The sequence below is a fragment of the Cupriavidus cauae genome, from assembly GCF_008632125.1.
Taxonomy (GTDB): domain Bacteria; phylum Pseudomonadota; class Gammaproteobacteria; order Burkholderiales; family Burkholderiaceae; genus Cupriavidus; species Cupriavidus cauae.
In genome coordinates, this window is record NZ_VWRN01000030.1 from 74711 (window position 1) to 96183 (window position 21473).

Here is a 21473-nt window from a genome sequence, read left to right on the forward strand (position 1 = left end):
CTTATCACCCCAACGGCACCAGTGCGTCACCCGCGGAGTCGGCGCCACGGGCCTTGAATTCGCAAAGGCCTGTGTCCCCCTTGGCCAGCGAATTGCCCGCCTCCCCGCCCCCCGGCCCCACAAACCGATGCCCCGCCCCCTTGAACTCCACCTTGCCCGGCGCGTGCAGTTCGATCTTCCCGCCCAGCACGCGAATCTGCGCCCCGGCGGCGTTCAGCAGCACGTGCTGCTTGCCCTCGACCGTGACATTGGCCTGCGTCGAGGCGATCGTCACGGTGCGCTCGGCGGCGTAGCGGCTGGCGCCGGTCAGGCTGGCGACTTCGACCTTGCCGGTGGCGGCGTGCAGGGCCATGCCGTTGGCGTCGCCTCCCTTCTGCGCGGCCTGCGTTCGCTGGCCACTCGATGCGGAGCCCGATCCGGAGCCCGATACCGAGCCCGATCCGGCGCCCGCCCCGGAACCAGATCCCGCCGATCCGCCCTGCCCGTCGGTAAACAGGCTCAAGCCATCGGCCACCGCGACGGCCAGGTTGCCTCCGGCCGCCAGATTGACATGCTCCCCCGCCACCAACGTCGCATTGGTGCCAGCAACCAGTACCGCATCGGCCGGCGTCGACAGCGCCACGCCCTTCGGGCCCGACACGACCAGATGCGGCTCGCTGTAGGCGATCGCCGAACCGCCATCCTCTGCCTTCGCCTCGGTCCGCAACACTTCAGCGCTGTGCTTCAGCGATTCGAGCGCCGGCAGCGTATCGGTGGCCGGCTCGCCTGGCAGCGCGGCCTTCTGCTTGGCCGCCTGCTGTGCCAGCGTGCGGGCGAGCTCCAGGCTCTCTTCCACCTGCGTCGCGGCCTGCTCGCTCTGCAGCAGCGGTTGCGTGACGCTGCCGTCCTCGGCGGCGATCAGCAGGCCGGAACCGGCGCGGACGCTGCCGGAGGCGTCGGTGGCAAGCGCCGCGCCGTGGCCCAGATCGGCCTCGCGGGCGTTGTCGCGCTGGAACAGGTGGTGGCCGAGCGTCAGCGACGTCGCGGCCTGCGTGGTCGACAGCAGCGTGCGGCTCTGGCCCTCGGTGTCGTCGAACACCAACTGGTTGTAGCCGCCGTTGCCGGTCTGGCTGGCGGACAGCGCCTGTGTCTTGATACCGGACAGCACGGCGTTGTGCGCGTGCGCCTTGTCGTTCTTGCCCTCGCCGGCGAACCACGCCGGCGCGTTGCCGGTCGCGTTCGCGGCGCCGGCTTGTTGCTTGTTGATCTGCGCGTCGGTCTCGCCGGCGCCGTTGTAGGCCGCGCCGACGACCACCGGGCGGTCGATATCGCCATTGACGAACTCCACCACCACTTCCTGGCCGACGCGCGGCAGCGCGACACCGCCCCAGTTGTCGCCGGCCACCGGCGTGGCGACGCGCAGCCAGCAACCCAGCGCCGACTCGGCGCGGGCGTTGTCGTCGCCGGCCGGGTGGGATTGCCGGCTGGACGAACGCCCGCCGCGCTGCCAATGGAACTGGACCTTGATGCGGTGATCGCGGTCGGTATGGATCGGCCCGCCGTCGCCCACGACCAGCGCGGTCTGGCTGCCGCGCACGGTCGGCCGCGGATGCAGCAGGCGGCCGTCGTCGCCGCGCAGCGCGGGGCGGTATGGGACGCTCGCGCGCACGGCGGTGAAGCGGTTGCGGTACAGCGGCAGGGTTTCGTTGTTCCCGGCGGGGGCGAGACCTGTCAGCGCCAGCAGGGCCTGGCCGAAACCCTCGTTGAAGTTGTTGCGCGCCTCGTGCGTGACCGACAGCACCACGAAGCGGCGGCCGTCTTCCTCGTCGCCATCGTGCTCGTAGTGGTCCAGCAGCGAGAACGTGGTGGCAGGCGCCAGCGTGCGGACCGTGCCGCCGCCATGGAAGGCCTTGTTGCGGACCTCGAGCGATTCCATCGCGATGCGCGAGATGCGCTGCGCCTGCTCGGCATCCTCGAAGGCGTACTGGCCGACGTAGTCGGTGTCGGTCAGCGGGCTGGCCTGTTCGCCATTGTCATGGTGCGTGCTCAGCGTCGCGCTGCGCAGCGAGGCGGTGCGATAGTCCCAGGTCGCCAGCTCGACCGCATTGGTCTGCCATTGCCGCTCACCCTGCCATTCGGTGATCACGTCCTCCGAGGCGGTGGCATCGGCGCGGCCGAAGCGGATGCTGGCCTGGGCGTTGTCCTTGAAGACGTCGTTGCGATCGGCGATCACCATCCGATGCACGCCGAGGGCATCGCCGTCGGCCGCCTCGTGCTCGAAGTAGTAGAACAGCCCTTCCTCGGCCAGCAGCCGCGTCACAAAGTCGAAATCCGACTCGTCGTACTGCGTCACCACGCTGCGCTTCGGATAGACCGCGGTGTCGGCCACCGCCCAGCGCCATTCCGGCACCAGCTTGCCCTGCCCGCGGTAGTCGCCGAGCACGCTGTCGACGACCTCGATCACCGACATGTCCTGGAACAGGAAGCTGTCGCGCCGATGCCGCAGGAAGGCCAGCCACGGTTCGATCACGAGCCGGTAGCGCGCCAGGCCGCCATTGGCGCCGACGCGCTCGAACACCGTTACATGCCCGTGCAACGCGCGCGGCTTGTCGCGGCTGAGCTGCGTCAGCAGATCGATGCGGACCGGCTGCCCCAGCAGGGCGGCCGGGTCCAGCCTGGCGTCGTCCGACAGCGCCGACAACTCGATGCGGAAGCCGCCGCCATCGAGCTGTTCGCGCGCGAGCAGACGCTCGGCAAGCAGCACGTCCTCGCCCAGCGGCGTGGCGAGCCGCAGCAGCCGGTCGTGCTGGCGGAAGGCGGCGCGCAGTTGCGCCGCCAGTTCATGCGCCATATCGGTCAGTACGCCCATCGCTGCCTCGACTGTGAGTGACGGAGTCAATTGATTTCAATTGACTTCAATTGACCTTGTAGCGGAAGCCGCCGTTCTTGTTGACGCCCACCTTGATCTTCTGGATCGCCTCGCCCTGCGCCATCTTCGCCAGCACCGACTGCGCGATCTCGGGCAGCAGCGTGCCGTTCAGGATATGGTCGACCGCGCGCGCGCCGGTATCGACTTCGGTGCAGCGCTGCAGCACGGCCTCGGTCACGGCCGCATCCCACTCGAACGCCGCGCGGTGGTTCTGCTGCACGCGCTCGCCGATGCGGCGCAGTTTCAGCTCGATGATCTCGACCAGCGTGTCGTCGCTGATCGGGTAGTAAGGCACCACCTTGGTCCGGCCGATAAAGGCCGGCTTGAAGGTCTTGTACAGCGTCGGGCGCAGCGCCTCGGTCAGCGCGTCGGCATCCGGCAGTTCCTCGGCGGGCTTGTTCAGGCAAGCCTGCATGATCGCGGCCGAGCCCGCGTTCGAGGTCAGGATGATGATGGTGTTGCGAAAGTCGATGGTCCGGCCCTCGGCGTCCTCCATCCAGCCCTTGTCGAAGACCTGGAAGAACATCTCGAGCACGTCCGGATGCGCCTTCTCGATTTCGTCGAGCAGCACCACGCTGTACGGATTGCGCCGCACCGCCTCGGTCAGCACGCCGCCCTCGCCGTAGCCGACATAGCCCGGCGGCGAGCCCTTGAGCCCGGAGACGCTGTGGGCCTCCTGGTACTCGCTCATATTGATGGTGATCAGCTTGCGCTCGCCGCCGTACAGGATGTCGGCCAGCGCCAGCGCGGTCTCGGTCTTGCCCACGCCGGACGGGCCGACGAACAGGAACACCCCGCGCGGCTTGTGCGGGTCTTCCAGATTGGCCGCCGCGGTACGCACGCGCTGCGCCACCGCTTCGAGCGCGTGCGGCTGGCCGACCACGCGTTCCTCCAGCAGCGGCTTCAGGTTCATCACCGTATGCAGCTCGTCCTTGACCATGCGGCCCAGCGGAATGCCGGTCCAGGCCGAGACGATCTCGGACACGACCTGGCCGTCGACCTGGATCGGCACCAGCGGCTTTTCGCCCTGCAGTTGGCGCAGTTCGTCCTTCAGACGCGACAGTTCGTCGATGCGCGCGGCCGGGTTGGCGGCCGGCGTGGCGGCCTTGCGGCGGCGGCCGGCGGGGGCGATATCGCTGTTGGCGGCCACCGGTTCGGCTTCCTCGGCTGCGGTGTCGATGGTGTCGGCGCCGGTGTTGCCGACCGCGGCCGCATCGCCCGCACGCGCGTCGCGCGAACGCAGCAGTGCGACGATCTGCTCGACCAGTTCGCGCTCCCGTGCGAGCCGTTCGTTGCCGGCGGCAATGCGCTCGCGCAGCGCCTGCTCCTGCTTCTGCAACTCGGCCAGCCGCGCCTGGTGCTGTCCGCCGGTCGACAGCTCGCGTTGCAGCGCGCCGATCTCGACGGTCAGGCGCTCCAGCGCCTTCTGGTCCTGCTCGATCTCGGCGGGCGTCGCGCTCTGCGCCAGCGCCACCTTGGCGCAGGCGGTGTCGAGCACGCTGACGGCCTTGTCCGGCAACTGCCGGCCGCTGATATAGCGGTGCGACAGCCGCACCGCCTCGGTGATCGCTTCGTCCAGCACACGCACGTCGAAGTGCCGCTCCATCAGGCCGACCATGCCGCGCAGCATGGCCGAGGCCAGCCCCTCGTCCGGTTCCTCGACCTTGACGACCTGGAAGCGCCGCGCCAGCGCGGCATCCTTCTCGAAGTACTTCTTGTATTCGGCCCAGGTCGTCGCCGCGATCGTGCGCAGTTCGCCGCGCGCCAGCGCCGGCTTCAGTAGATTGGCCGCGTCGTTCTGGCCGGCCTGCCCGCCCGCGCCGATGATCGTGTGGGCCTCGTCGATGAACAGGATGATCGGCTGCGGGCTGCGCTTGACCTCGTCGATCACGTTGCGCAGCCGGTTCTCGAACTCGCCCTTGACGCTGGCGCCGGCCTGCAGCAGGCCCATGTCCAGCGTGCGCAGCGCGACGCCACGCAGCGGCGGCGGCACGTCGTCGGCCGCAATCCGCAATGCCAGCCCTTCGACCACCGCGGTCTTGCCGACCCCGGCCTCGCCGGTCAGGATCGGGTTGTTCTGGCGGCGGCGCATCAGGATGTCGATCATCTGGCGGATCTCGGCGTCGCGGCCGATCACCGGATCGATACGGCCGTCGCGCGCCGCGGCGGTCAGGTCGACGGTGTACTGGTCGAGCGCCGGCGTCTTCGACAGCGCGCCCTGCCCGGACGGCTCCTCGGCCGGCGCGGCGCCCGCGTCCGCAAAAGCCACCGCCTGCTCCGCCTCCTCGGAGCCCTTGGTCAACGCGCCCATCTCATGCTTGAGGCGTTCGACCGGGAACTGCCCAAAGCGCCGGGAGCCGCGCTCGGCCAGCGGCGCCAGGCTGGGCTCGGTCAGCAGCGCCAGCAGCAGATGGCCGGAGCGGATGCGCGTAGTCTGCGAATCGAGCGAGGCGATCAGCCAGGCATGCTCGAACAGCTTGGGCAGCCATGGCGAGAACGCCGGCGTGCGCCCATTGCCGGTCTGGAAGCGGCCGAGCTCCCTGTCGAGGTCGCTCTGCAACGCGGCAGGATCGATGCCGCTGGCCCGCGCCGCGACCGACACGTCGCTGCGCGGATTCTCCAGCAGCGCCAGGAACAGATGCTCCAGGTCGACCTCATAGTGGCCGCGCGCCATGCACAGCGAGGCGGCCCGTTCGGCGGCCTGCCGGCTGGTGGCATTGAGCTTGGCGATCAGCGTCTTCAAGGGGGTGGCCATGATGGCTCGGCTCCGGTCTATCAATGAATGGGCGACAGCGTGTAATGCGCGTCGCTGCGATCCTGCATGGCGGGTCGCGAAACGAGGAAGGTGTCCCAGCCGACGTGGCCGCTGCCCGCGGCGCCGAGCCGGGACCCGGTCACGTCCTGCCGGCGCAGGATCGGCTTGACTTCATATTCGAGCGTGGCGCCGCCCAGCACGGTCAGCATCTTGCGCAGCGCCAGCGCGCCCTCGGCGCCGGGCAGGAAGGCGCGGTACTGCTCGCGCGCCAGCGGACCGATCCACACGCGCACCCGCAGGTCGCGCTGCCAGACGCGCTGGCCGGCCAGCGCGGTGGCACCGAGCACGTTGTTGACGCCGCCCAGGCGCGACCACTGCGATGGCGGCACCCGATACCAGCCGCCGACGAACTGCTCGACGCGGACCGGCACGCGGAAATAATCGGACAGCACCTGCTGCAGATACGACGCCGACATCGGCCGATGGCGCACCGCGGTCGCATAGCCGGCGACCGCCTCGTCGTGGATGGTCCCCGGCGTCTCGCGCAGGCCGCGGCGGACGCCCCCATCGGCGACGCCGGCCAGCGACAGCAGCAGCGGCAGGTAGTGGCGCGTGCGGTCGACCTCGTGCTGGAACGGCAGCCGGTACTTCTTCCACGCCAGATAGAACAGGGCGGCGGCGCGGTTCGAGAAGATATCGAAGAAGGCGCGCGCGGCGCCGTCGCGGCGCAGGGTTTCGCGCTCGGCCACCACTTCGGTGTAATGCAGCGGCAGCGCGCCCTGCCCGCCCAGCATGCCGAAGAAGGCCGGCGTCACGGCGACATCGTCGAGCGGACGCTCGGCGATCGCCTCGGCGAAGGCCGCGTCGCTGTCGAGCGCCTGCTGCGCGATGCCGCCGGCCTCGATCTGCACGATCTCGCTGGCGGGAAACGACAGCGACAGCGCATTCGGAAAGCGCACGCGCGTGGCGAGCTGGTGTTCGGGGGTGTCGGCGACACGGGCGACGGCATTGCCGTTCGCGGCGCCGTACGCCGCGCCGTTTGCGCGATTCGCCACGCCGTTCGCCGAGCCGTTCGCCGAGCCGTTCGCTGTGCCGGTCGCCACGCCATGCATGCCGCCATTGGCACCGCCCTGCGTCCTGCCCTGACGCGCGAACTGGATCTGCAGCAGCCGCACTGCCTGGAAGAACTGGAAGCGATACGGCTGCCGCAGCAGCCGGCGTATCACACCAGGATCGATTCGCCGCTTCGGGGAGCGCATTGGATCAATTCCTTGCCGGTGCGGCGCGAGACGGCGACGAGCTGCACAAAGCTGTTCAGATGGACGTAAAGGCCGAAGAAATGGTCCATCACGCGGATGAAGCGGTGCAGGCCGGTGCCGACGAAAGCTTCCTCGTCCAGCGTCAGGCGGACCTGCAGGCCGCGCACGAACGTTGCAAACGGCTTGCCCGCCAGCCATTGCGTGCTGGGCTGATAGTCCAGGCCGACGATGCCCTCGATCTGGCGCGCCGAGATGCCGCTGCGGGCCAGGTCGTGCAGCCGCAGCATCTCCTTGAGCGCCGGCAGGCCGTCCTGCACCAGCGACAGGTGGTTCAGCGCCAGCAGCGAGATCAGGCGCCATTGCGCCGCGCGGCCGCCGGGCAGCCGCAGCGACGGCGTCGGCTTGCGCAGGAACGTGATCTGGCGCGCGATGGACGTGCCTTCCATGGTCAGATCGCCGTCGGCATGGCCGAACGACAGGCTGGCCGGCAGATCGCGATTGGTGCAGGTGACGTCGATGCTCAGCGTATCGGTCTGCGGCTGCGCCGGATCGAAATCCAGGTCGACGATCGAGATCTCGGTCTCGTAGCCCGGGCTGCGGCGCGCCACCAGCTCGTCGCGGCGCGCCAGCCAGAAGTGGCCCGCGCGGTTCGGATCGTCGGCGTGATGCAGCGAATAGAACGGCCGGAACTCGATCACGTCGTTGCCGTTGGCGGTCTCGCGCACCAGATGGACGCGGTCGATCGAATAGATGTCGTATCCGTGCGCACGGCGGCCGTCGGCCACCACCGGATAGGCGCTGGCCGTATGTTCGATGCGGATCGGATCGGCCTTCTGCGCGAACAGGTTGACCACCGGCGTGCAATGCAGCCGCAGATGCTCGGCCTGCAGGCTCTCCAGCAGGCGCGCGGTGTGCGAGTCGCTGCGGATGTCCGTCATCACCAGATGCAGCTGCAGGCGTCGGGTGTTGCCGCCCGCCGGCCCCAACGCACGGCGCAGCGCCGCCAGGTCGATGTCGACGAAATTGAATTTCTCGGCGAAGGCGAAATGCTCGCTGAGCAGGCGATAGGCCGGATGCGAGCGCGCCGGCGTGTCGATCAACGCTTCGTTGGCGGCAAAGCCCACCTCGCGCAGCGGCACGCCGGACAGCCGCTGCCAGACGCCGGGCCGCGGTCCCTCCAGATACGCCGCCGCGGTATGCAGGAACAGCGCGTCGCCGAGCGCGGCGACGAAGGACGGCTCGCCGTCCAGATAGACGCGCAGCGTATCGAGCGCCAGCGTGTCGAAGCCGCCCCGCTCGCCCTGGTATTCGAGCGAGATCGTCAGCGCCCCGGTCGCGCCCTTGGGCAACACGGTGGCAGCCGGGGCCACCGCCGCGCCCCGATAGCTGGCCTCGGCGATGCGGACCGGGGCGAACGTCACGTCGTAAGCAGTACGGAAGCGGCATTCGACCCGGTTGACGGGGCGGGTGCTCAGCATCGTGCCGCGCGGCACCGTCATCGGCGCGGACAACTGCGCGGCCGCGCCACGGACATCGAAATGCGCGATCGAGCAGGACGGAAACGGCCGCAGGTAATGCGGATACATGACCTCTAGCAGCGCTTCGGTCAGTTCCGGGTAATCGTCGTCGAGCTTCTTGCTGATGCGCGCCGTCAGGAAGGCGAAGGACTCGACCATCCGCTCGACGTGCGGATCGTCGCAACCGTCGGCCGACATGGCGAGCCGCCCGGCGATCTTGGGATATCGCTCGGCGAAGTCGCGCGAATACCGGCGCAGATACGCCAGTTCACGCTCGTAGTAAGGCAGTAGCTCTTCCATGGCTGCTCGGCGGTCGGTGCGTGGCGGTGGCGGATGGGATCGGCTCGGGCATGGAGGCTGGCATGCACGCGGGCATGAACGAGGGCGTCGAGCCCGTCAATGTCCCGGCCATGCGCGTGCCCGCCCTGTCAGGTTCGTCCGCGTGTCACCGAGTACTGCAGCGTCGACGGCTGCAGCAACGCATCGAAACTGACCGGCTCCCGCGCCGGCCCGACCAGCAGCATGGCGGTAATGCCGAAGCACAACGCATTGGTGTTGCGCTCGCTGACATCCAGCGACACGGTGACATTGCGAAGCCGCGGTTCGTGGCGCTCGATCGCCTTGGTCAGCGACTGGCAGATGTAATTGCGGTCGTAGTAGCTGGCCAGACTGAGCCCGGCGAAATCGTTGAGCCCGTACGTCAGCAGCGAACGCTTGCACTCCGGCAGGCCGCCCAACTGCGCTTCGTCGATCACGATGCGCGTATTGAGCAGCGCCTCGATGTCGCGCGCGACCGTCGACTTCAGCTCCTCCAGCGTCAGCTGCCGCATCGCGGTGGGCAGCGGCGCGTGGGGCTCGTCGTCGAACAGCTTGTCGAGCAGACTCGGTTCGAAACCTTTCATGGCAAGCGCCGGCACCCCGGCAACGGGCGCGTTGTCGCGCCGAATCGCCAGGATGCCGGCATCCGCATCAACCGATCATCGGCTGACCAGGAACGGCATCAGACCGAGTAGGTCTTGTCGTTCTTGGTCAGGCTCCAGGCGCCCTGCGAGTTGCCGCCCTGGTTGCCGCCGATCTTCTGCTGGGTGTACTTCCACTGCACCGCGGCGTACTTCAGCGAGAACTTGTCGGTCGGCAGGCCTTCGGCCGCGACCTTCGCGTCCACCGCGCCCAGGATCGCGTTCTTCAGCTTGATTTCCAGGTACTTGACGCGCTTGCCTTCGCCGTCGGCGCGCATGAAGTCGATCGTGACCTCGTCGAAGGTCGTGCCGCCAGACGCGTGCTGATACAGCAGCGGGCTCACCACGTCCATGTCCTTGGTAAAGATCATTTCGCCGTGCTCGCAGCGCTCGGCCGTGTGACCGCCCGCGGTCGAAGCGGTCGCCGAACGCGGCTGCTTGATGTTGTGCTCCCAGCTGAGGACTTCGATCCAGTCCTTGTGGTCCTTGTCCTGGGATTCACCCTTGATGGCGGGATTACCGAACTTGACGTAGATATCCTTCATGAGACCCTCGTTGAGATAGTGGCTTTGTTTTCGCCTGGTAAGTACTGCTGCCTCGACCGCCGGACGACGGCACGAACGCCGGCGCCCGACGGCAACCGGTTACGAGTTGGCGGCCTGCGGCAGGTCGGCGACCAGGCGCAGCGAAATCGACAGCTCGTCGAGTTGGAAATGCGGGCGCAGGAAGGCTACCGAACGGTAAGCGCCGGGCTTGCCCGGAATTTCGGAAACCTGGATCGACGCTTCGCGCAGCGGGAACTGCGCCTTCTGTTCCTGGCTGGCGTTGTCGTCCAGCAGAACGTATTGCGAGATCCAGCGGTTCAGGAAACTTTCGACGTTCTGGGCCGAAGCGAAGCTGCCGATCTTGTCGCGCATCATCGCCTTCAGGTAATGGGCGACGCGCGAGACCGAGAAGATGTACTGCAGCTGGGCCGACAGCACCGCGTTTGCATTGGCGCTGTCGGTGTTGTACTTCTTCGGCTTCTGCACCGATTGCGCGGCGAAGAAGGCCGCATAGTCGGAATTCTTGCAATGGACCAGCGGGATGAAGCCCAGGTCGCTGAGCTCCTTCTCGCGGCGGTCGGTAATCGCGATCTCGGTCGGGCACTTGAGCGCGATCTCGCCGTCGTCGGTCTTGAAGGTGTGGGTCGGCAGGTCTTCCACCAGGCCGCCACCCTCGACGCCGCGGATCGCCGCGCACCAGCCGAAGTCCTCGAACGCGGCGGTCAGGCGCGCGCCGAAGGCCCAGGCGGCGTTGCACCACAGGTACTTGCTGTGGTCGGTGCCGTCGACGTCCTCGACGAAGTTGAAGCCCTCGACCGTGGTGCCGTCCTTCGGGTTGTACGGCAGGCGGCCCAGGAAGCGCGGCATCGTCAGGCCGACATAGCGCGAATCCTCGGATTCGCGGAACGACTTCCACTTGGCGTATTCGACCGTGTCGAACACCTTGGCGAGGTCGCGCGGCTTGCCCAGGTCGGCGAACGACTCCAGGCCGAACAGCTCCGGCGACGCCGAGGCAATGAATGGCGCGTGCGCGGCCGAGGCGACATGCGACATCTGCTCGATGAAGTAGATGTCTTCCGGCTGGCGCGTGATCTCATAGTCGCCGATCAGCGCGCCGAACGGTGCGCCGCCGAAGGTGCCGAACTCTTCCTCGTAGACTTTCTTGAACAGCGCGCTCTGGTCGAAATCGATCGCGGTCTTGAAGTCGCGCACCAGGTCGCGCTTGGTCGCGTTCAGCGCCTTGATCTTGATCATCGTGCCGGTCTGCGTTTCCTTGACCAGGTACGACAGGCCGCGCCAGGTGCTTTCCAGCTTCTGGAATTCCGGGGCGTGCATCACGGCGCTCAACTGCGCAGAGATCAGCCGGTCCAGCTCCGCCACGCGGGCATCGAGCGTGGCCGACAGGTTGTCCGACACCACCACGGTGCCGTCCAGCACTTCCTTGACCAGCTCGCCGATGATGTCCTTGGCACGCGCGTGTTCGGCGTCCGACTTGGCGACACGGCTCTGCTCGACGATCTCGTCGAGCAGGCTGGCATTGGCGACGGGCGCCGCCTGTGCGGCGACTGCGGCTTGCGTCTCAGGCATCCTGACCACCCTTCGGTTCATTGCCGCCATGGCCGAGCTGCTGCAGCTTCTCGGTATTGGTCAGCACTTCGCTAAGCAGATCTTCGAGCTTGTCGTTGCCGGCAAGCTTGTTGCGCAGGTCGGCCAGCTTCGAACGGGCCTCGAGCAGCTTGCGCAGCGGCTCGATCTGGTCGACCACCGCTTCCGGGCTGAAGTCGTCGAGCGAGCGGAACTTCAGGTCGACGCCGAACTTGCCGCCGTCCTCGGACAGCTTGTTGGGCACCTGGAAGGCCGCGCGCGGCTCGACCGCCGACATCACGTCGTCGAAATTGTCCCGATCGATATTGACGAACTTGCGGTCGCGCAACTTCGGCAGCGCGACTTCGGACTGGCCGGACAGGTCCGCCACCACGCCGACGACGAAGGGCAATTCCTTCTGCTCGATGGCGTCGCCCTTCTCGACGTCATAGGTGAGCTGCACCCGGGGCGGACGCACCTTCTGCAGACGCTTTTGCACGCTTTCCTTCTTGGCCATGCGGATTCTCCGGTTGTTCCGGTCGTGTGTTTGTCGGGAAGTCGGGACGTTCGGGACGGGGTCGCCCGACTGTCGCTCAGCTGTCGCTCAGCTGTCGCTCAGCGCAGCGCGCCGAACGGATCGGCGGAACCGCCGCCGGCATTGGCGGCGGCCGGCGCGGCAGCCGGCGCGGCCGGAGCAGCCTGCTCGGCCGGTGCCGCCTTGGCGCGCGGCGCCGGACGGGCGACCGGACGCTTGCGCACCGGCGGCTTCGCCTTTTCCTCGGGGAACAGCACCTGCTCACCCAGCGTTTCGCGCAGCATCTTGGCCAGGACCTGCGCGTCGGTGCGAACGTCGCCGGCGAGCGCGCTGTCGTCGCGCAATTCCATCACCGAGCGGCGCGCCACGCGCAGGCCGCTGACGGCGAGAATGCTCTTGGCCTTGCGATCGTTGCCGTCGCGCTGCAGCGCCTCTTCCGCGGCCAGGATCGCCTGCGGATACTTCTCGTCGGCGTACTGGATCTGCGCGATCTGGGACCACGGCTCCTGACGCGCGGGATTCGTCTTCGCGATCTCTTCGTACAGGCTCACCGCCTGCTCACGCTGGCCGCCCTTCAATGCCGCCTCGGCCTGCGCCATGCTTTGCGCGAATGCCTCCTCCGATTGCGGGCCCGTGGTGCTTCCCGTGGAGGCGCAACCGGAAAACAATGCGGCGGCACCAATGGCAATTGCAAAAGATCGTGAAAAGCGAAAAGGGATCATGGCTCTGACCGTCGCGTGGCTTTGTTGTTGACGTATTGTTCGATGCCGTCCGCAATGAATAAAACAAAGCGGAGTAATAGATTGGTAAGCGATATTGGCCCAATCGGCGCGCAATAGTACACTCTGCGCGTCGCCGCTGACAACCATACCGAGGGTAGGTTCCAAACCGTGAATTAAATGAAACTGAACTCTGGTTTTCATGCGGCAATGCACCGTTGTGCAAGCCATTTCATAACGCCGCAGCCAAGCATCAGGGTCGCGCGCCCCATAGCACAGGCCAATAAGAAGAATCCGATTTGTATGACTTTTTTACAATTCTTTATAAATCCACGGACAGTGCTGGCCGGGCTGGCGGTCGTCACGCTGGCGTCATGCTCCGTTGGTACCCAAGTGCTGGCCGGCGCGGCCGGTGGAGCGCTGGAGGCGCTGGGAATCAAGCCTACCAACGTACCGGATGCGCAAAAGCCGCCGCGGCAGGTACCATTGCGGCTTTATGCCGGCAATAACCTGAATGCGGCCAATGACAATCGTGCGGCGGCATTGGTAGTGCGGGTTTACACCTTAAAGGAATCGACCGCCTTTATGCAGGCGCCCTTCGACGCCTTTGTCGATCCGGCGCGGGAAAAGCAGGTGCTCGGCTCCGAATTGGTCAATGTTCGCGAAATCACGCTCATTCCGGGACAGCGTTATGACGTGATGGAGAAAGTCTCGCGCGAAGCGGGTGCGATCGGGGTGGTCGCCTTGTTCCGCAGCCCGGCGCCGCAGCGCTGGAAATTTGCTTTCGATGCAGCAAAGGGAGAGAAGTCCGGTATCACGATCGGCCTGCATGCCTGCGCCATGACGCTGACGGCGGGCGAACCGCTGACGCCCACCGATGGCGTGCCGCGGTCCTCGTTGAACCTGCTGTCGCCGACCAGTTGCCGGGCGTGAGATTGCAGCGATGATGGCGACCCATTGCCGGCCGCCGGGCCGATCGGAAAAAGAAAGACAACAAGGCTTATTGTGAGTGATTCCGCCAAGATCCTCTGGGGCGAAGGGCTATTCCTTCGCCCGCAGCATTTCCAGCAGCAGGACGCCTATCACGAGGCGCGGCTGCACGCCACCGCGCAGGCGATCCAGCCCTACGCCTGGGGGGTGCGCCATGCCCGCTTCGATACCGACGCGCTCGCCAGCGGCATGCTGCGCATCAGCGAACTGTCGCTGTTCTTTCCCGATGGCGAATGGTATTGCGCGCCGCAATCGGACGAATTGCCGGCCCCGCTAGCCCTGGCCAATCTGCCGGCCGGCGTTTCCGAATCGACCTTCCATCTCGCGCTCTATCCCTTGCGCGATTTCGGCGGCAATTACCGCGAGGCCAGCGAAGGCTCGCCCTCTTCCCGCTTCGTCGGCCAGCAGCGCGATACCGCCGACCTCTTTACCGAGGCCGAGCCGGCGTCCATTACCTATCTGAAAAAGGCGGTCAAGCTGATCGCCGATTCCGAGCCGCGCGACCAATATATTTCGCTGCCGATCGTCCGCGTGCGCCGCACCGCCACCGGCGGCTTCGAACTCGACGAGAACTTCGTGGCGCCGAGCCTGGCGATCAATGCCTCGGCGGTGCTGTACCAGCGGCTGCGCCGGCTGCTCGATGCCTTGCAGGCCAAGGTCAATGCGCTGTACGGCTTTCATCGCGAGCCGACCAAGAACATCATCGAATTCCGCTCCGGCGATATCGCGTCGTTCTGGCTGCTGCATACGGCCAATGCCTCGTTCGCCGCGCTGTCGCACCTGTACCACCATCCCGAGGTCCATCCCGAACGGCTGTTCCAGGAATTGCTGCGGCTCGCCGGCGCGTTGATGACCTTCTCCAAGTCGTACTCGCTGGCCGACCTGCCGGTCTACGACCACGGCAATCCGGGCAAGGTCTTCGCGCAGCTCGACACGATGGTGCGCGAGCTGCTCGATACCGTCATTTCCACGCGCTATTTCGCCATCGCGCTCGACGAATCGCGGCCATCCTTCCATCTGGGCCGGCTGGACTCCGGCAAGATCGACGACAAGACCCGCTTCTACCTGTCCGTCTCGGCCGATATGCCGACCGTCGAACTGGTCGACGCGATTCCGGCGCGCTTCAAGGTCGGGGCCCCTGACGACGTCGACAAGCTGGTGCTGTCGTCGATGCCGGGCGTGCCGCTGACCTATACGCCGCAGGTGCCGCCGGCCATTCCGGTGCGTCCGGGGGCCTGCTACTTCGCCGTCGAGGCGCGCGGGCCGCTGTACGAACGCATGCTGCAGGCGGGCACGATCACCATCTATACGCCGGCCGGTATCCGGGAACTTCAACTTGAACTGATCGCGGTGACCTCATGAGCTCCACTTCGATGCCCTCGCTGTTTGGCGATGCCCCCGCCGGCGCGGCCAGCACCTTCGCCGATGCCGGCGACGCCTCGCGCCACGCGCGCACGCTGCTCGATCTGCTGTACGACGGCTTCTTCATGCTGTTCCTGCTGCGCAATGGCCAGCCGCCGGACAGCGCCGAGAATTTCCTCGCCAAGGTGCGCGGCTTTCTCGACGAATTCGACCGCGGTGCCAAACGCCTGCACGTGTCGGCCGACGATGTCTTCGACGCCAAGTACGCGTTCTGCGCGGCGATCGACGAGACCATCCTCGCATCGGACTTCGCGATCCGCGCCGATTGGGAACGCCGCCCGCTGCAACTGGTGCTGTTCGGCGAGCAGCTCGCCGGCGAGACGTTCTTCACCAAGCTCGAGGCCCTGCGCGCGCAGGGCGCCCCGCGCCTGCAGGCGCTGGAAGTCTTCCACATGTGCCTGCTGCTGGGATTCCGCGGCAAGTACATCCTCGAAGGGCCGGAGAAGCTCTCCTACCTGACCGCGCGGCTCGGCGACGAGATCGCGGCGATCAAGGGCAAGCGCGCGCCGTTCGCCCCGCACTGGCCGCTGCCGGACAAGATCGCGCACACGCTCAAGCGCGAGACGCCGCTGTGGATCTTCGGCGCCGTGTTCGCGCTGATCGCGCTGCTGGGATACCTCGGCCTGTCGTCGGTGCTGAACAAGCAGACCAACGATGCGATGCAGGAGTACTCGCAGGTGATCAAGCTTGGGCCGCGCTTCTCGCATCTGACGATTTCCCTGCCGTAATGCCAACGTCCATCGATCGCCGGATAGCGCTGCGCTGACCCAGCCCAACGCCGGACGCCGGAAGCCAACCACCACTCGCCAAGGTAGCCATGATGCCCACCACGTCGCTGCCGTCGGCCGTACTTGCCACGCTGCTCGGCCAGGGCACAAGGCAGATCGCGCTCGACACACCGCTTCGCGATGCGAATCTGATCGTCGAGCGCTTTACCGCGATCGAAGCGGTCTCGCGGCCTTTCGCCATCGAGATCGACTGCCTGTCGCCGTCGGCGCATCTCGATACGGTCGAACTGGCGCGGCAGGAGATCACGCTGCGGCTGATGCTGGCCGATGGCCGCTACCGCGCCTGGCATGGCTTCGTCGTCGATTGCGCGGCAATGGGCGGCGACGGCGGCCTGGCGGGTTACCGGCTCACCGTGGCGCCGTGGCTCGAACGCCTGCGCGGCCGCGTCGACTGCTACGTCTACCAGGACAAGACCGCGCAGGAGATCGTCGAGGAGGTCTTCCGCGACTATCCGGCCGCCAACTTCCAGTTCTCCGTCTCGCAACCGCTGCGCCGCCGCTCGATCTGCGCCCAGTATCGCGAGAGCGATTTCGACTTCGTGCAGCGGCTGCTGGCCGAGGAAGGCCTGTCGTATCGCTTCGAACACCTGCAGGGCGAGGACGACAAGCCAGAAGGCAGCCAGGCCCGCCACCGGCTGGTGGTGTTCGACAACGATGCCGAACGGCCGCCCTGCCCTCAGGCCAACATCCGCTTCCATCGGGCCGACATGACCGAGGAGTCGGACACGATGACGGTCTGGTCGACGCGGCACAGTGTCGGATCCAACGCGGTCACCGTCTCGTCCTGGGACTACAAGACGCTGGCCGCCGCCTCGGCGCAGGCCAATGCCACTTCGGTGACCGGCGAATGGCCGACGCTCGAAGCGTTCGATGCCCAGGGCCCCTATCGCTATCCCGATGCGGCGACCGCCGACCGGGCGGCGCAATTGCGCATGCAGGCCGAGGAAAGCGGCTTTGTTCGCTTCGACGGCGCCGGTACCGTGCGCCAGCTGGGCGCCGGACAACGCTTTGCCCTGACCGAACACTTTGCCGGTGACGGCGACGAATTCGTCGCGCTGTCGGTGCGCCACGAGGCCGCCAACAACCTCGGCGCCGATGTCGCCAGGCTGCTCGGCACCACCGAGGTCGAGGCCGGCGGCTATCGCAATACGCTGGAAGCCGTGCGCGCCGATGCCCCGATCGTGCCGCGTTTCCGCGCCAAGCCGACCGCGCCGGAAGGTCAGACCGCCATCGTGATCGCCGAGGGCGAGACGCCCTTGCACACCGACCGCGATCATCGCGTGCGCGTTCGCTTTCCGTGGCTGCGGGCCCCTGCACCGGCAGACCAGGGTGGCCACGAGGGCCAAGCCGCCGCCTTCACCGATCCCGGCTCTGATGACCTGACCCAGGTCACCGCCTGGGTCCGCGTCGCCGGCGCCATGGCCGGTCCCAACTGGGGCACCCACCACCTGCCGCGCGTCGGCACCGAACTGCTGCTGACCTTCCTCGACGGCGACATCGACCGGCCGCTGGCCGCGATGCAGCTGCACAACGAACAGGACACCCCGCCCTGGGCCAACGACGACAAGCCGCGCGCTTCCGTGCTGTCCGGCTGGCACACGCGCGGCCTGGGCGGCGACGGCTACAACCAGTGGGTCGTCGACGACTTCAAGGGCCGGCTGCGCATGCGCCTGGCCAGCTCCGCGGCGCAGACCCAGCTGAACCTCGGTTATCTGGTCACCCAAGGCCCGCAGGACGCGCAGCGCGGCCCATGGCGCGGCACGGGTGCCGAACTGCGCAGCGATGCGTGGGCGACGGTGCGCGCCGGTCAGGGGCTGCTGCTGTCGACCACCGCCCGGCCTCGCGCCACCGGCACCGTGATGAACATGGCCGAGGCCATCGCGCTGCTCAAGGGCGCGCAACGCACCGCCGACCGCTTGTCGACCGCCGCGCAGACCCAAACCGCCCTGCCCCTGGCCGCCAACGCGTTGTTCGAACCGCTGCTGACGATGGTCGAGCCGGAGCAGGACGGGCACTACACGGACACCGTCAACGGCCAGGACGCCAATCAGCCGGACGGCAAGCCGGTCGAGCGATTTGCCGAACCGCTGCTGGTGGCGGAGGCACCGACTTCCATCGCGGTGTCGAGCCAAGAGACCACCGCCGTCTATTCAGGTCGGCATCTGCATGGGACCGTGCAATCGGACTGGCAGCTGACCGCCGGCAAGACCATCGCGATGGCGGCCGCCCAAGGCGTGTCGCTGTTCGTGCAGCGCAACGGCTTGAAGGCCGTTGCCGCCAACGGACCGCTGTCGGTGCAGGCGCATGCCGGCGCGATGTCGATTCTGGCGGACAAGGAAGTGGTGGTGACTTCGTCAAACGAGGCGGTCGAACTGCTGGCGCAGCAGAAAGTCGTGCTGCATGGCGCTGAGTCTCGTATCGTGCTTGATGGGGGAACGATTACGTTTGAGACGCCGGGGGTGTTTGAAGTTAAAGGCGCAGGCCACCCATTTACAGGTGGAAGTAGCCAGCCCGCCGCGCTTCCTGCTCTTCCCTTCGGCGCCCTAGGGCTTCCGCCGAACTTCATTGAGCTCAATTATCACTACGACGATCTGTCGCCCGTGCCGGGTGCTCCCTATAAGCTGGTTTTTGACGATGGCACCGTACTCGAGGGAACGCTCGACGACAACGGCTTTGCGCGCATCGAGAACGTCCCCAACAGCCCGGCCAGGGTCTATTACGGTGAAGACCCACGGCCTTTCCAACTGGAGGCAACGCTTCCTCCAAATACGCTGAAGGTGGGCTCCGAAACCAACGAGGAAGCGTTGGCAAACATCGAACGCTATTTGGCGGAAGCCGATGAGTTCTGGGAGTCTCGGGCAACACCGGAACAAAAGGAATATCTGGCACTCCTTAACGACTCCGATGACGACCCGGGAGAAAACCTGTGGAACTACCTCGACGCACAGCAGCAGAAAGAACTCGAAGGTGAATTGCGGGGAGATAACAAAGCATGAGCGGTACCGCTACGCTTCCAAGGATGGGGAGAGCCGCCCCGCCCTCCAAACGACGAGGCTGGTTCCAGTCGCTTGCCGACGAAGCTGTCAGCTTCTTCAAGGGCGACAACAATGCGCCTTGGGCCATTCTGGCCGAGACAATCATCGGCTTCGTACCCGTGGTCGGGCAAGTCGTCGACGCGCGGGACATCATCAAAGGTCTGGTGGAGGTGTCCGGCGCTCCCGCCTCTCCAGCTGCCTGGTTCAATCTGATTACCGCGCTCATCGGCGTCATTCCGGGCGGCGGCGACGCAGTGAAGCGCAGTTTGCGCGCAGTCAAGAGTGGAACTGCCAGCATTGACAGCCTGCTCGATGTCATCCGCAGGTTCGGCAAGGGTGACCCAGAGAAATTCCTTCGCGACATGCTGGACCCGAGCAAGCTTCAGAAACTGCTCGACGACATGTTGAACAACCCTGCGCTGAAGCGCCGACTTGGACCCGATGCGCAGCGACGCCTCGACAGCATTCGCAGCAACCTTCGGCAGCAGTTCGACGCCTTCAAGCGCGAAGTCGATGGCTGGCTGAAACAAGGACGCAAAACTTCCGCAGAAGCACCGCCTGCCGGTCGCCCTCGTCAGAGTCCCGTACCCGCCAAGCCGAAGACCAAGGCGGACGCTGGCTCAAAGAGCCGTACGGACCCAAACGACCGAGCGAATACCAATCAATCCAAGTCCTCGGAACTTGCGCGTCGAACATTGGGGCAGCTTCAGCAGAAGGCGCTCGGCGTCCTCGGCGAGCATATGGCTGACTATCATTGCCAAGAGATCAAGCGTTGGGGAAAGCAGGCCGAGCATGACGGGGGCCACCGAAATCCTGCGAAGCTGAACGATGATGGCGAACTGGTTCAATTGTGGCCGCTGCGCGTCCGCGGGCGGGGCATCGACGCTGTTTGGAAGGCGGATGGACGTAAGCCCTATGCGATTATCGAGGCGAAGGCGAGCTATGATCCGACAAAGTCTTTGGCATCGCTGTTGCGCGACCTGAGAGATAAAGGCGGTGCAGATGCGCAGTCCGGAACCGCTGAAGGTCGTCGCACCGGACGCGCTCGTCGAGGTGCCAGTTCACCGTCTCCTCAAAACACGCGTGCGACCAGACAGCCATCACGCACACCAATGAGCCATGCCTGGATCAACAGCCGCCTAGCACTCGCAGTCAGGAACACACTTCTTGCGAGACGAATCATCAGCGCGGGATACTCCCGACATGTTCTCTTCTTCGCCGTCCCGCACGCCGTCGGTCACGCACAAGCGCTTCTGATGCACGGAGCGAACAAAAGCGTCAACGTAACGATGCATTCTGCCCATCAGGTAACCCGGGATTGGGGCGATAACCAGATCGAAAAGCTTGTAGATAGTCGCCAGGGTCTCATCGGCGAAGCCCGTAGGCAATAGCGAACACCATATGGACTTTCAAGAAAAACGTCGTCAGCGATTTTTGAATGAAAAGAACTATCAAACTGCATGCCTTGAGTTAGCCGAAGGCATCAAACTATTGGAATCGGCCCCTGCAGGTTCAGGCCGTTCCGAAGCGGAAGGTTGGTTGATCTCTTACCGGGTCGTGGCGGAAGATCGACTCAATCTGCTCACGCTTCGTTACACCGCCGGCGAACCAATTGAAACGCTCCGCACGGAACTGGACGACGTCGTTGCTGCGCACGAGCGAGCCACCCGTTACCTACGCGAATACGAAGGGGATCCGAACGCTGTTGGCTTTGATATCGGCTCTTTTGACGGGTATTGTCCCTGCGTGGGATTGATCGGTCTTTGCTTTCTTTTGCATCGCCGCGATCTACTTCCGCGCGTGGCCGAAATGCTAGACGGACCCGACAAGACCAATGTCGGCATGGATTTTCTGATAGAAGAATTTCTCGCCTACACACCATTGGACCGTTATGAGTGTGACATACTTCTGGCCACGAAGCCCTTTGCCTCTCTGGCCGATGCGATGTCAACAGAAGATAATGACGCAGCGCTAAGCGAGTTGCAGAGGTTCCTGAAGCGCTGGTACAAGGATCTAGCCGCAGCGCCGTGGCATGACGGCCATAAGTCGCCAACCCAAGCCGGCTACTACGGCTACTGGTCCTTCGAGGCAGGCGCGGCCGTTTTGCTGCTTGGTATCGAGGACGACACAAGCCTGCACTCCTTCCTCTACTATCCGAAGGATCTGGTTGCTTGGGCAAAGGCAAACATAGGGCTACAAGATAGCGGAGATACCTCGACAGCGGCCATGCGATGCGAACCTGGCCAGCCGTGTCCGCGCGCTGGTTATTGGTTGACTCCGGCTAAAGCGAACTCCCGTCGCTATTTCAGTGCGGGCGAGATCATGCCCGACGTGTCATCAGACTATGGCGCCGCCATCTGGCAGTGGGATGTCGATCAATCCGACCCGAGATTGTAGGTATTAGCTCTTCAGCGGAACGTCGTATCACGCCGTAAAGCTTCCTCAGGGCCATCCGTA

The 21473-nt window shown here is 65.8% G+C and carries 15 protein-coding genes; 6 read left to right on the forward strand and 9 right to left on the reverse strand.

All coding sequences use genetic code 11. From position 1 onward, the window contains the following. Nucleotides 1–4 precede the first annotated feature (4 nt). The 9 genes from F1599_RS10355 to F1599_RS10395 form a co-directional block, all read right to left on the reverse strand. Nucleotides 5–2848 carry a type VI secretion system Vgr family protein gene (locus tag F1599_RS10355; protein WP_150082997.1) on the reverse strand — a complete coding sequence of 948 codons (2844 nt, stop codon included), beginning with the start codon at nt 2846–2848 and terminating at the stop codon, nt 5–7. A gap of 46 nt (nt 2849–2894) precedes the next feature. Further along, the gene (gene tssH, locus F1599_RS10360; protein ID WP_150082999.1) at nt 2895–5663 is read right to left on the reverse strand and encodes a type VI secretion system ATPase TssH; all 2769 of its coding nucleotides are present in this window, start codon (nt 5661–5663) and stop codon (nt 2895–2897) included. Nucleotides 5664–5683: 20 nt separating this feature from the next. Next, nucleotides 5684–6922: a type VI secretion system baseplate subunit TssG gene (gene tssG / locus F1599_RS10365; protein WP_150083001.1), complete on the reverse strand. Its 1239-nt coding sequence runs from the start codon at nt 6920–6922 to the stop codon at nt 5684–5686. Further along, a complete protein-coding gene (tssF, locus tag F1599_RS10370; protein ID WP_150083003.1) occupies nt 6886–8739 on the reverse strand; it encodes a type VI secretion system baseplate subunit TssF in 1854 nt (617 codons plus the stop codon). Before tssF ends, tssG begins: the two co-directional genes overlap by 37 nt. Nucleotides 8740–8867: 128 nt before the next feature. After that, a complete protein-coding gene (tssE, locus tag F1599_RS10375; protein WP_149318824.1) occupies nt 8868–9341 on the reverse strand; it encodes a type VI secretion system baseplate subunit TssE in 474 nt (157 codons plus the stop codon). Between the two features lie 98 nt (nt 9342–9439). Further along, nucleotides 9440–9943 carry an Hcp family type VI secretion system effector gene (locus tag F1599_RS10380; protein WP_006577978.1) on the reverse strand — a complete coding sequence of 168 codons (504 nt, stop codon included), beginning with the start codon at nt 9941–9943 and terminating at the stop codon, nt 9440–9442. A 99-nt stretch (nt 9944–10042) separates the two neighbouring features. Beyond that, nucleotides 10043–11530 carry a type VI secretion system contractile sheath large subunit gene (gene tssC, locus F1599_RS10385; protein ID WP_149318825.1) on the reverse strand — a complete coding sequence of 496 codons (1488 nt, stop codon included), beginning with the start codon at nt 11528–11530 and terminating at the stop codon, nt 10043–10045. Beyond that, nucleotides 11523–12044 (reverse strand): type VI secretion system contractile sheath small subunit, encoded by a 522-nt coding sequence (tssB, locus tag F1599_RS10390; RefSeq protein ID WP_149318826.1) that lies wholly within the window; start codon nt 12042–12044, stop codon nt 11523–11525. Before tssB ends, tssC begins: the two co-directional genes overlap by 8 nt. 98 nt (nt 12045–12142) lie before the next feature. Then, the gene (locus F1599_RS10395) at nt 12143–12784 is read right to left on the reverse strand and encodes an outer membrane protein assembly factor BamD (protein ID WP_149318941.1); all 642 of its coding nucleotides are present in this window, start codon (nt 12782–12784) and stop codon (nt 12143–12145) included. 300 nt (nt 12785–13084) lie between these two features. Between F1599_RS10395 and tssJ the strand changes: the two genes are divergently transcribed. The 6 genes from tssJ (at nt 13085) to F1599_RS10425 (ending at nt 21413) form a co-directional block, all read left to right on the forward strand. Next, the gene (gene tssJ, locus F1599_RS10400) at nt 13085–13714 is read left to right on the forward strand and encodes a type VI secretion system lipoprotein TssJ (protein ID WP_149318942.1); all 630 of its coding nucleotides are present in this window, start codon (nt 13085–13087) and stop codon (nt 13712–13714) included. 72 nt (nt 13715–13786) lie between these two features. Next, entirely contained in the window at nt 13787–15133 is a 1347-nt protein-coding gene (gene tssK, locus F1599_RS10405) for a type VI secretion system baseplate subunit TssK (protein ID WP_149318827.1), read from the forward strand. Further along, nucleotides 15130–15921, forward strand: a complete 792-nt coding sequence (gene icmH, locus F1599_RS10410) for a type IVB secretion system protein IcmH/DotU (protein ID WP_150083005.1) — start codon at nt 15130–15132, stop codon at nt 15919–15921. The genes tssK and icmH overlap by 4 nt, the downstream gene beginning before the upstream one ends. Nucleotides 15922–16010: 89 nt before the next feature. Beyond that, nucleotides 16011–18977: a type VI secretion system Vgr family protein gene (locus F1599_RS10415; protein ID WP_150083007.1), complete on the forward strand. Its 2967-nt coding sequence runs from the start codon at nt 16011–16013 to the stop codon at nt 18975–18977. Beyond that, nucleotides 18974–20407, forward strand: a complete 1434-nt coding sequence (locus F1599_RS10420) for a hypothetical protein (protein ID WP_150083009.1) — start codon at nt 18974–18976, stop codon at nt 20405–20407. Before F1599_RS10415 ends, F1599_RS10420 begins: the two co-directional genes overlap by 4 nt. A 10-nt stretch (nt 20408–20417) precedes the next feature. After that, nucleotides 20418–21413, forward strand: a complete 996-nt coding sequence (locus F1599_RS10425; RefSeq protein ID WP_150083010.1) for a PoNe immunity protein domain-containing protein — start codon at nt 20418–20420, stop codon at nt 21411–21413. The last annotated feature ends 60 nt before the right edge of the window (nt 21414–21473 follow it).

What these genes read in the sequence shown, in the direction of transcription:
- F1599_RS10425 (WP_150083010.1), top strand. Translation starts at nt 20,418, where the DNA reads ATGGACTTTCAAGAAAAACGTCGTCAGCGATTTTTGAATGAAAAGAAC.
- tssJ (WP_149318942.1), top strand. Translation starts at nt 13,085, where the DNA reads ATGACTTTTTTACAATTCTTTATAAATCCACGGACAGTGCTGGCCGGG.
- F1599_RS10415 (WP_150083007.1), top strand. Translation starts at nt 16,011, where the DNA reads ATGATGCCCACCACGTCGCTGCCGTCGGCCGTACTTGCCACGCTGCTC.
- tssB (WP_149318826.1), bottom strand. Translation starts at nt 12,044, where the DNA reads ATGGCCAAGAAGGAAAGCGTGCAAAAGCGTCTGCAGAAGGTGCGTCCG.
- F1599_RS10380 (WP_006577978.1), bottom strand. Translation starts at nt 9,943, where the DNA reads ATGAAGGATATCTACGTCAAGTTCGGTAATCCCGCCATCAAGGGTGAA.
- tssE (WP_149318824.1), bottom strand. Translation starts at nt 9,341, where the DNA reads ATGAAAGGTTTCGAACCGAGTCTGCTCGACAAGCTGTTCGACGACGAG.
- F1599_RS10395 (WP_149318941.1), bottom strand. Translation starts at nt 12,784, where the DNA reads ATGATCCCTTTTCGCTTTTCACGATCTTTTGCAATTGCCATTGGTGCC.
- F1599_RS10355 (WP_150082997.1), bottom strand. Translation starts at nt 2,848, where the DNA reads ATGGGCGTACTGACCGATATGGCGCATGAACTGGCGGCGCAACTGCGC.
- tssG (WP_150083001.1), bottom strand. Translation starts at nt 6,922, where the DNA reads ATGCGCTCCCCGAAGCGGCGAATCGATCCTGGTGTGATACGCCGGCTG.
- tssH (WP_150082999.1), bottom strand. Translation starts at nt 5,663, where the DNA reads ATGGCCACCCCCTTGAAGACGCTGATCGCCAAGCTCAATGCCACCAGC.
- icmH (WP_150083005.1), top strand. Translation starts at nt 15,130, where the DNA reads ATGAGCTCCACTTCGATGCCCTCGCTGTTTGGCGATGCCCCCGCCGGC.
- tssF (WP_150083003.1), bottom strand. Translation starts at nt 8,739, where the DNA reads ATGGAAGAGCTACTGCCTTACTACGAGCGTGAACTGGCGTATCTGCGC.
- tssC (WP_149318825.1), bottom strand. Translation starts at nt 11,530, where the DNA reads ATGCCTGAGACGCAAGCCGCAGTCGCCGCACAGGCGGCGCCCGTCGCC.
- F1599_RS10420 (WP_150083009.1), top strand. Translation starts at nt 18,974, where the DNA reads ATGAGCGGTACCGCTACGCTTCCAAGGATGGGGAGAGCCGCCCCGCCC.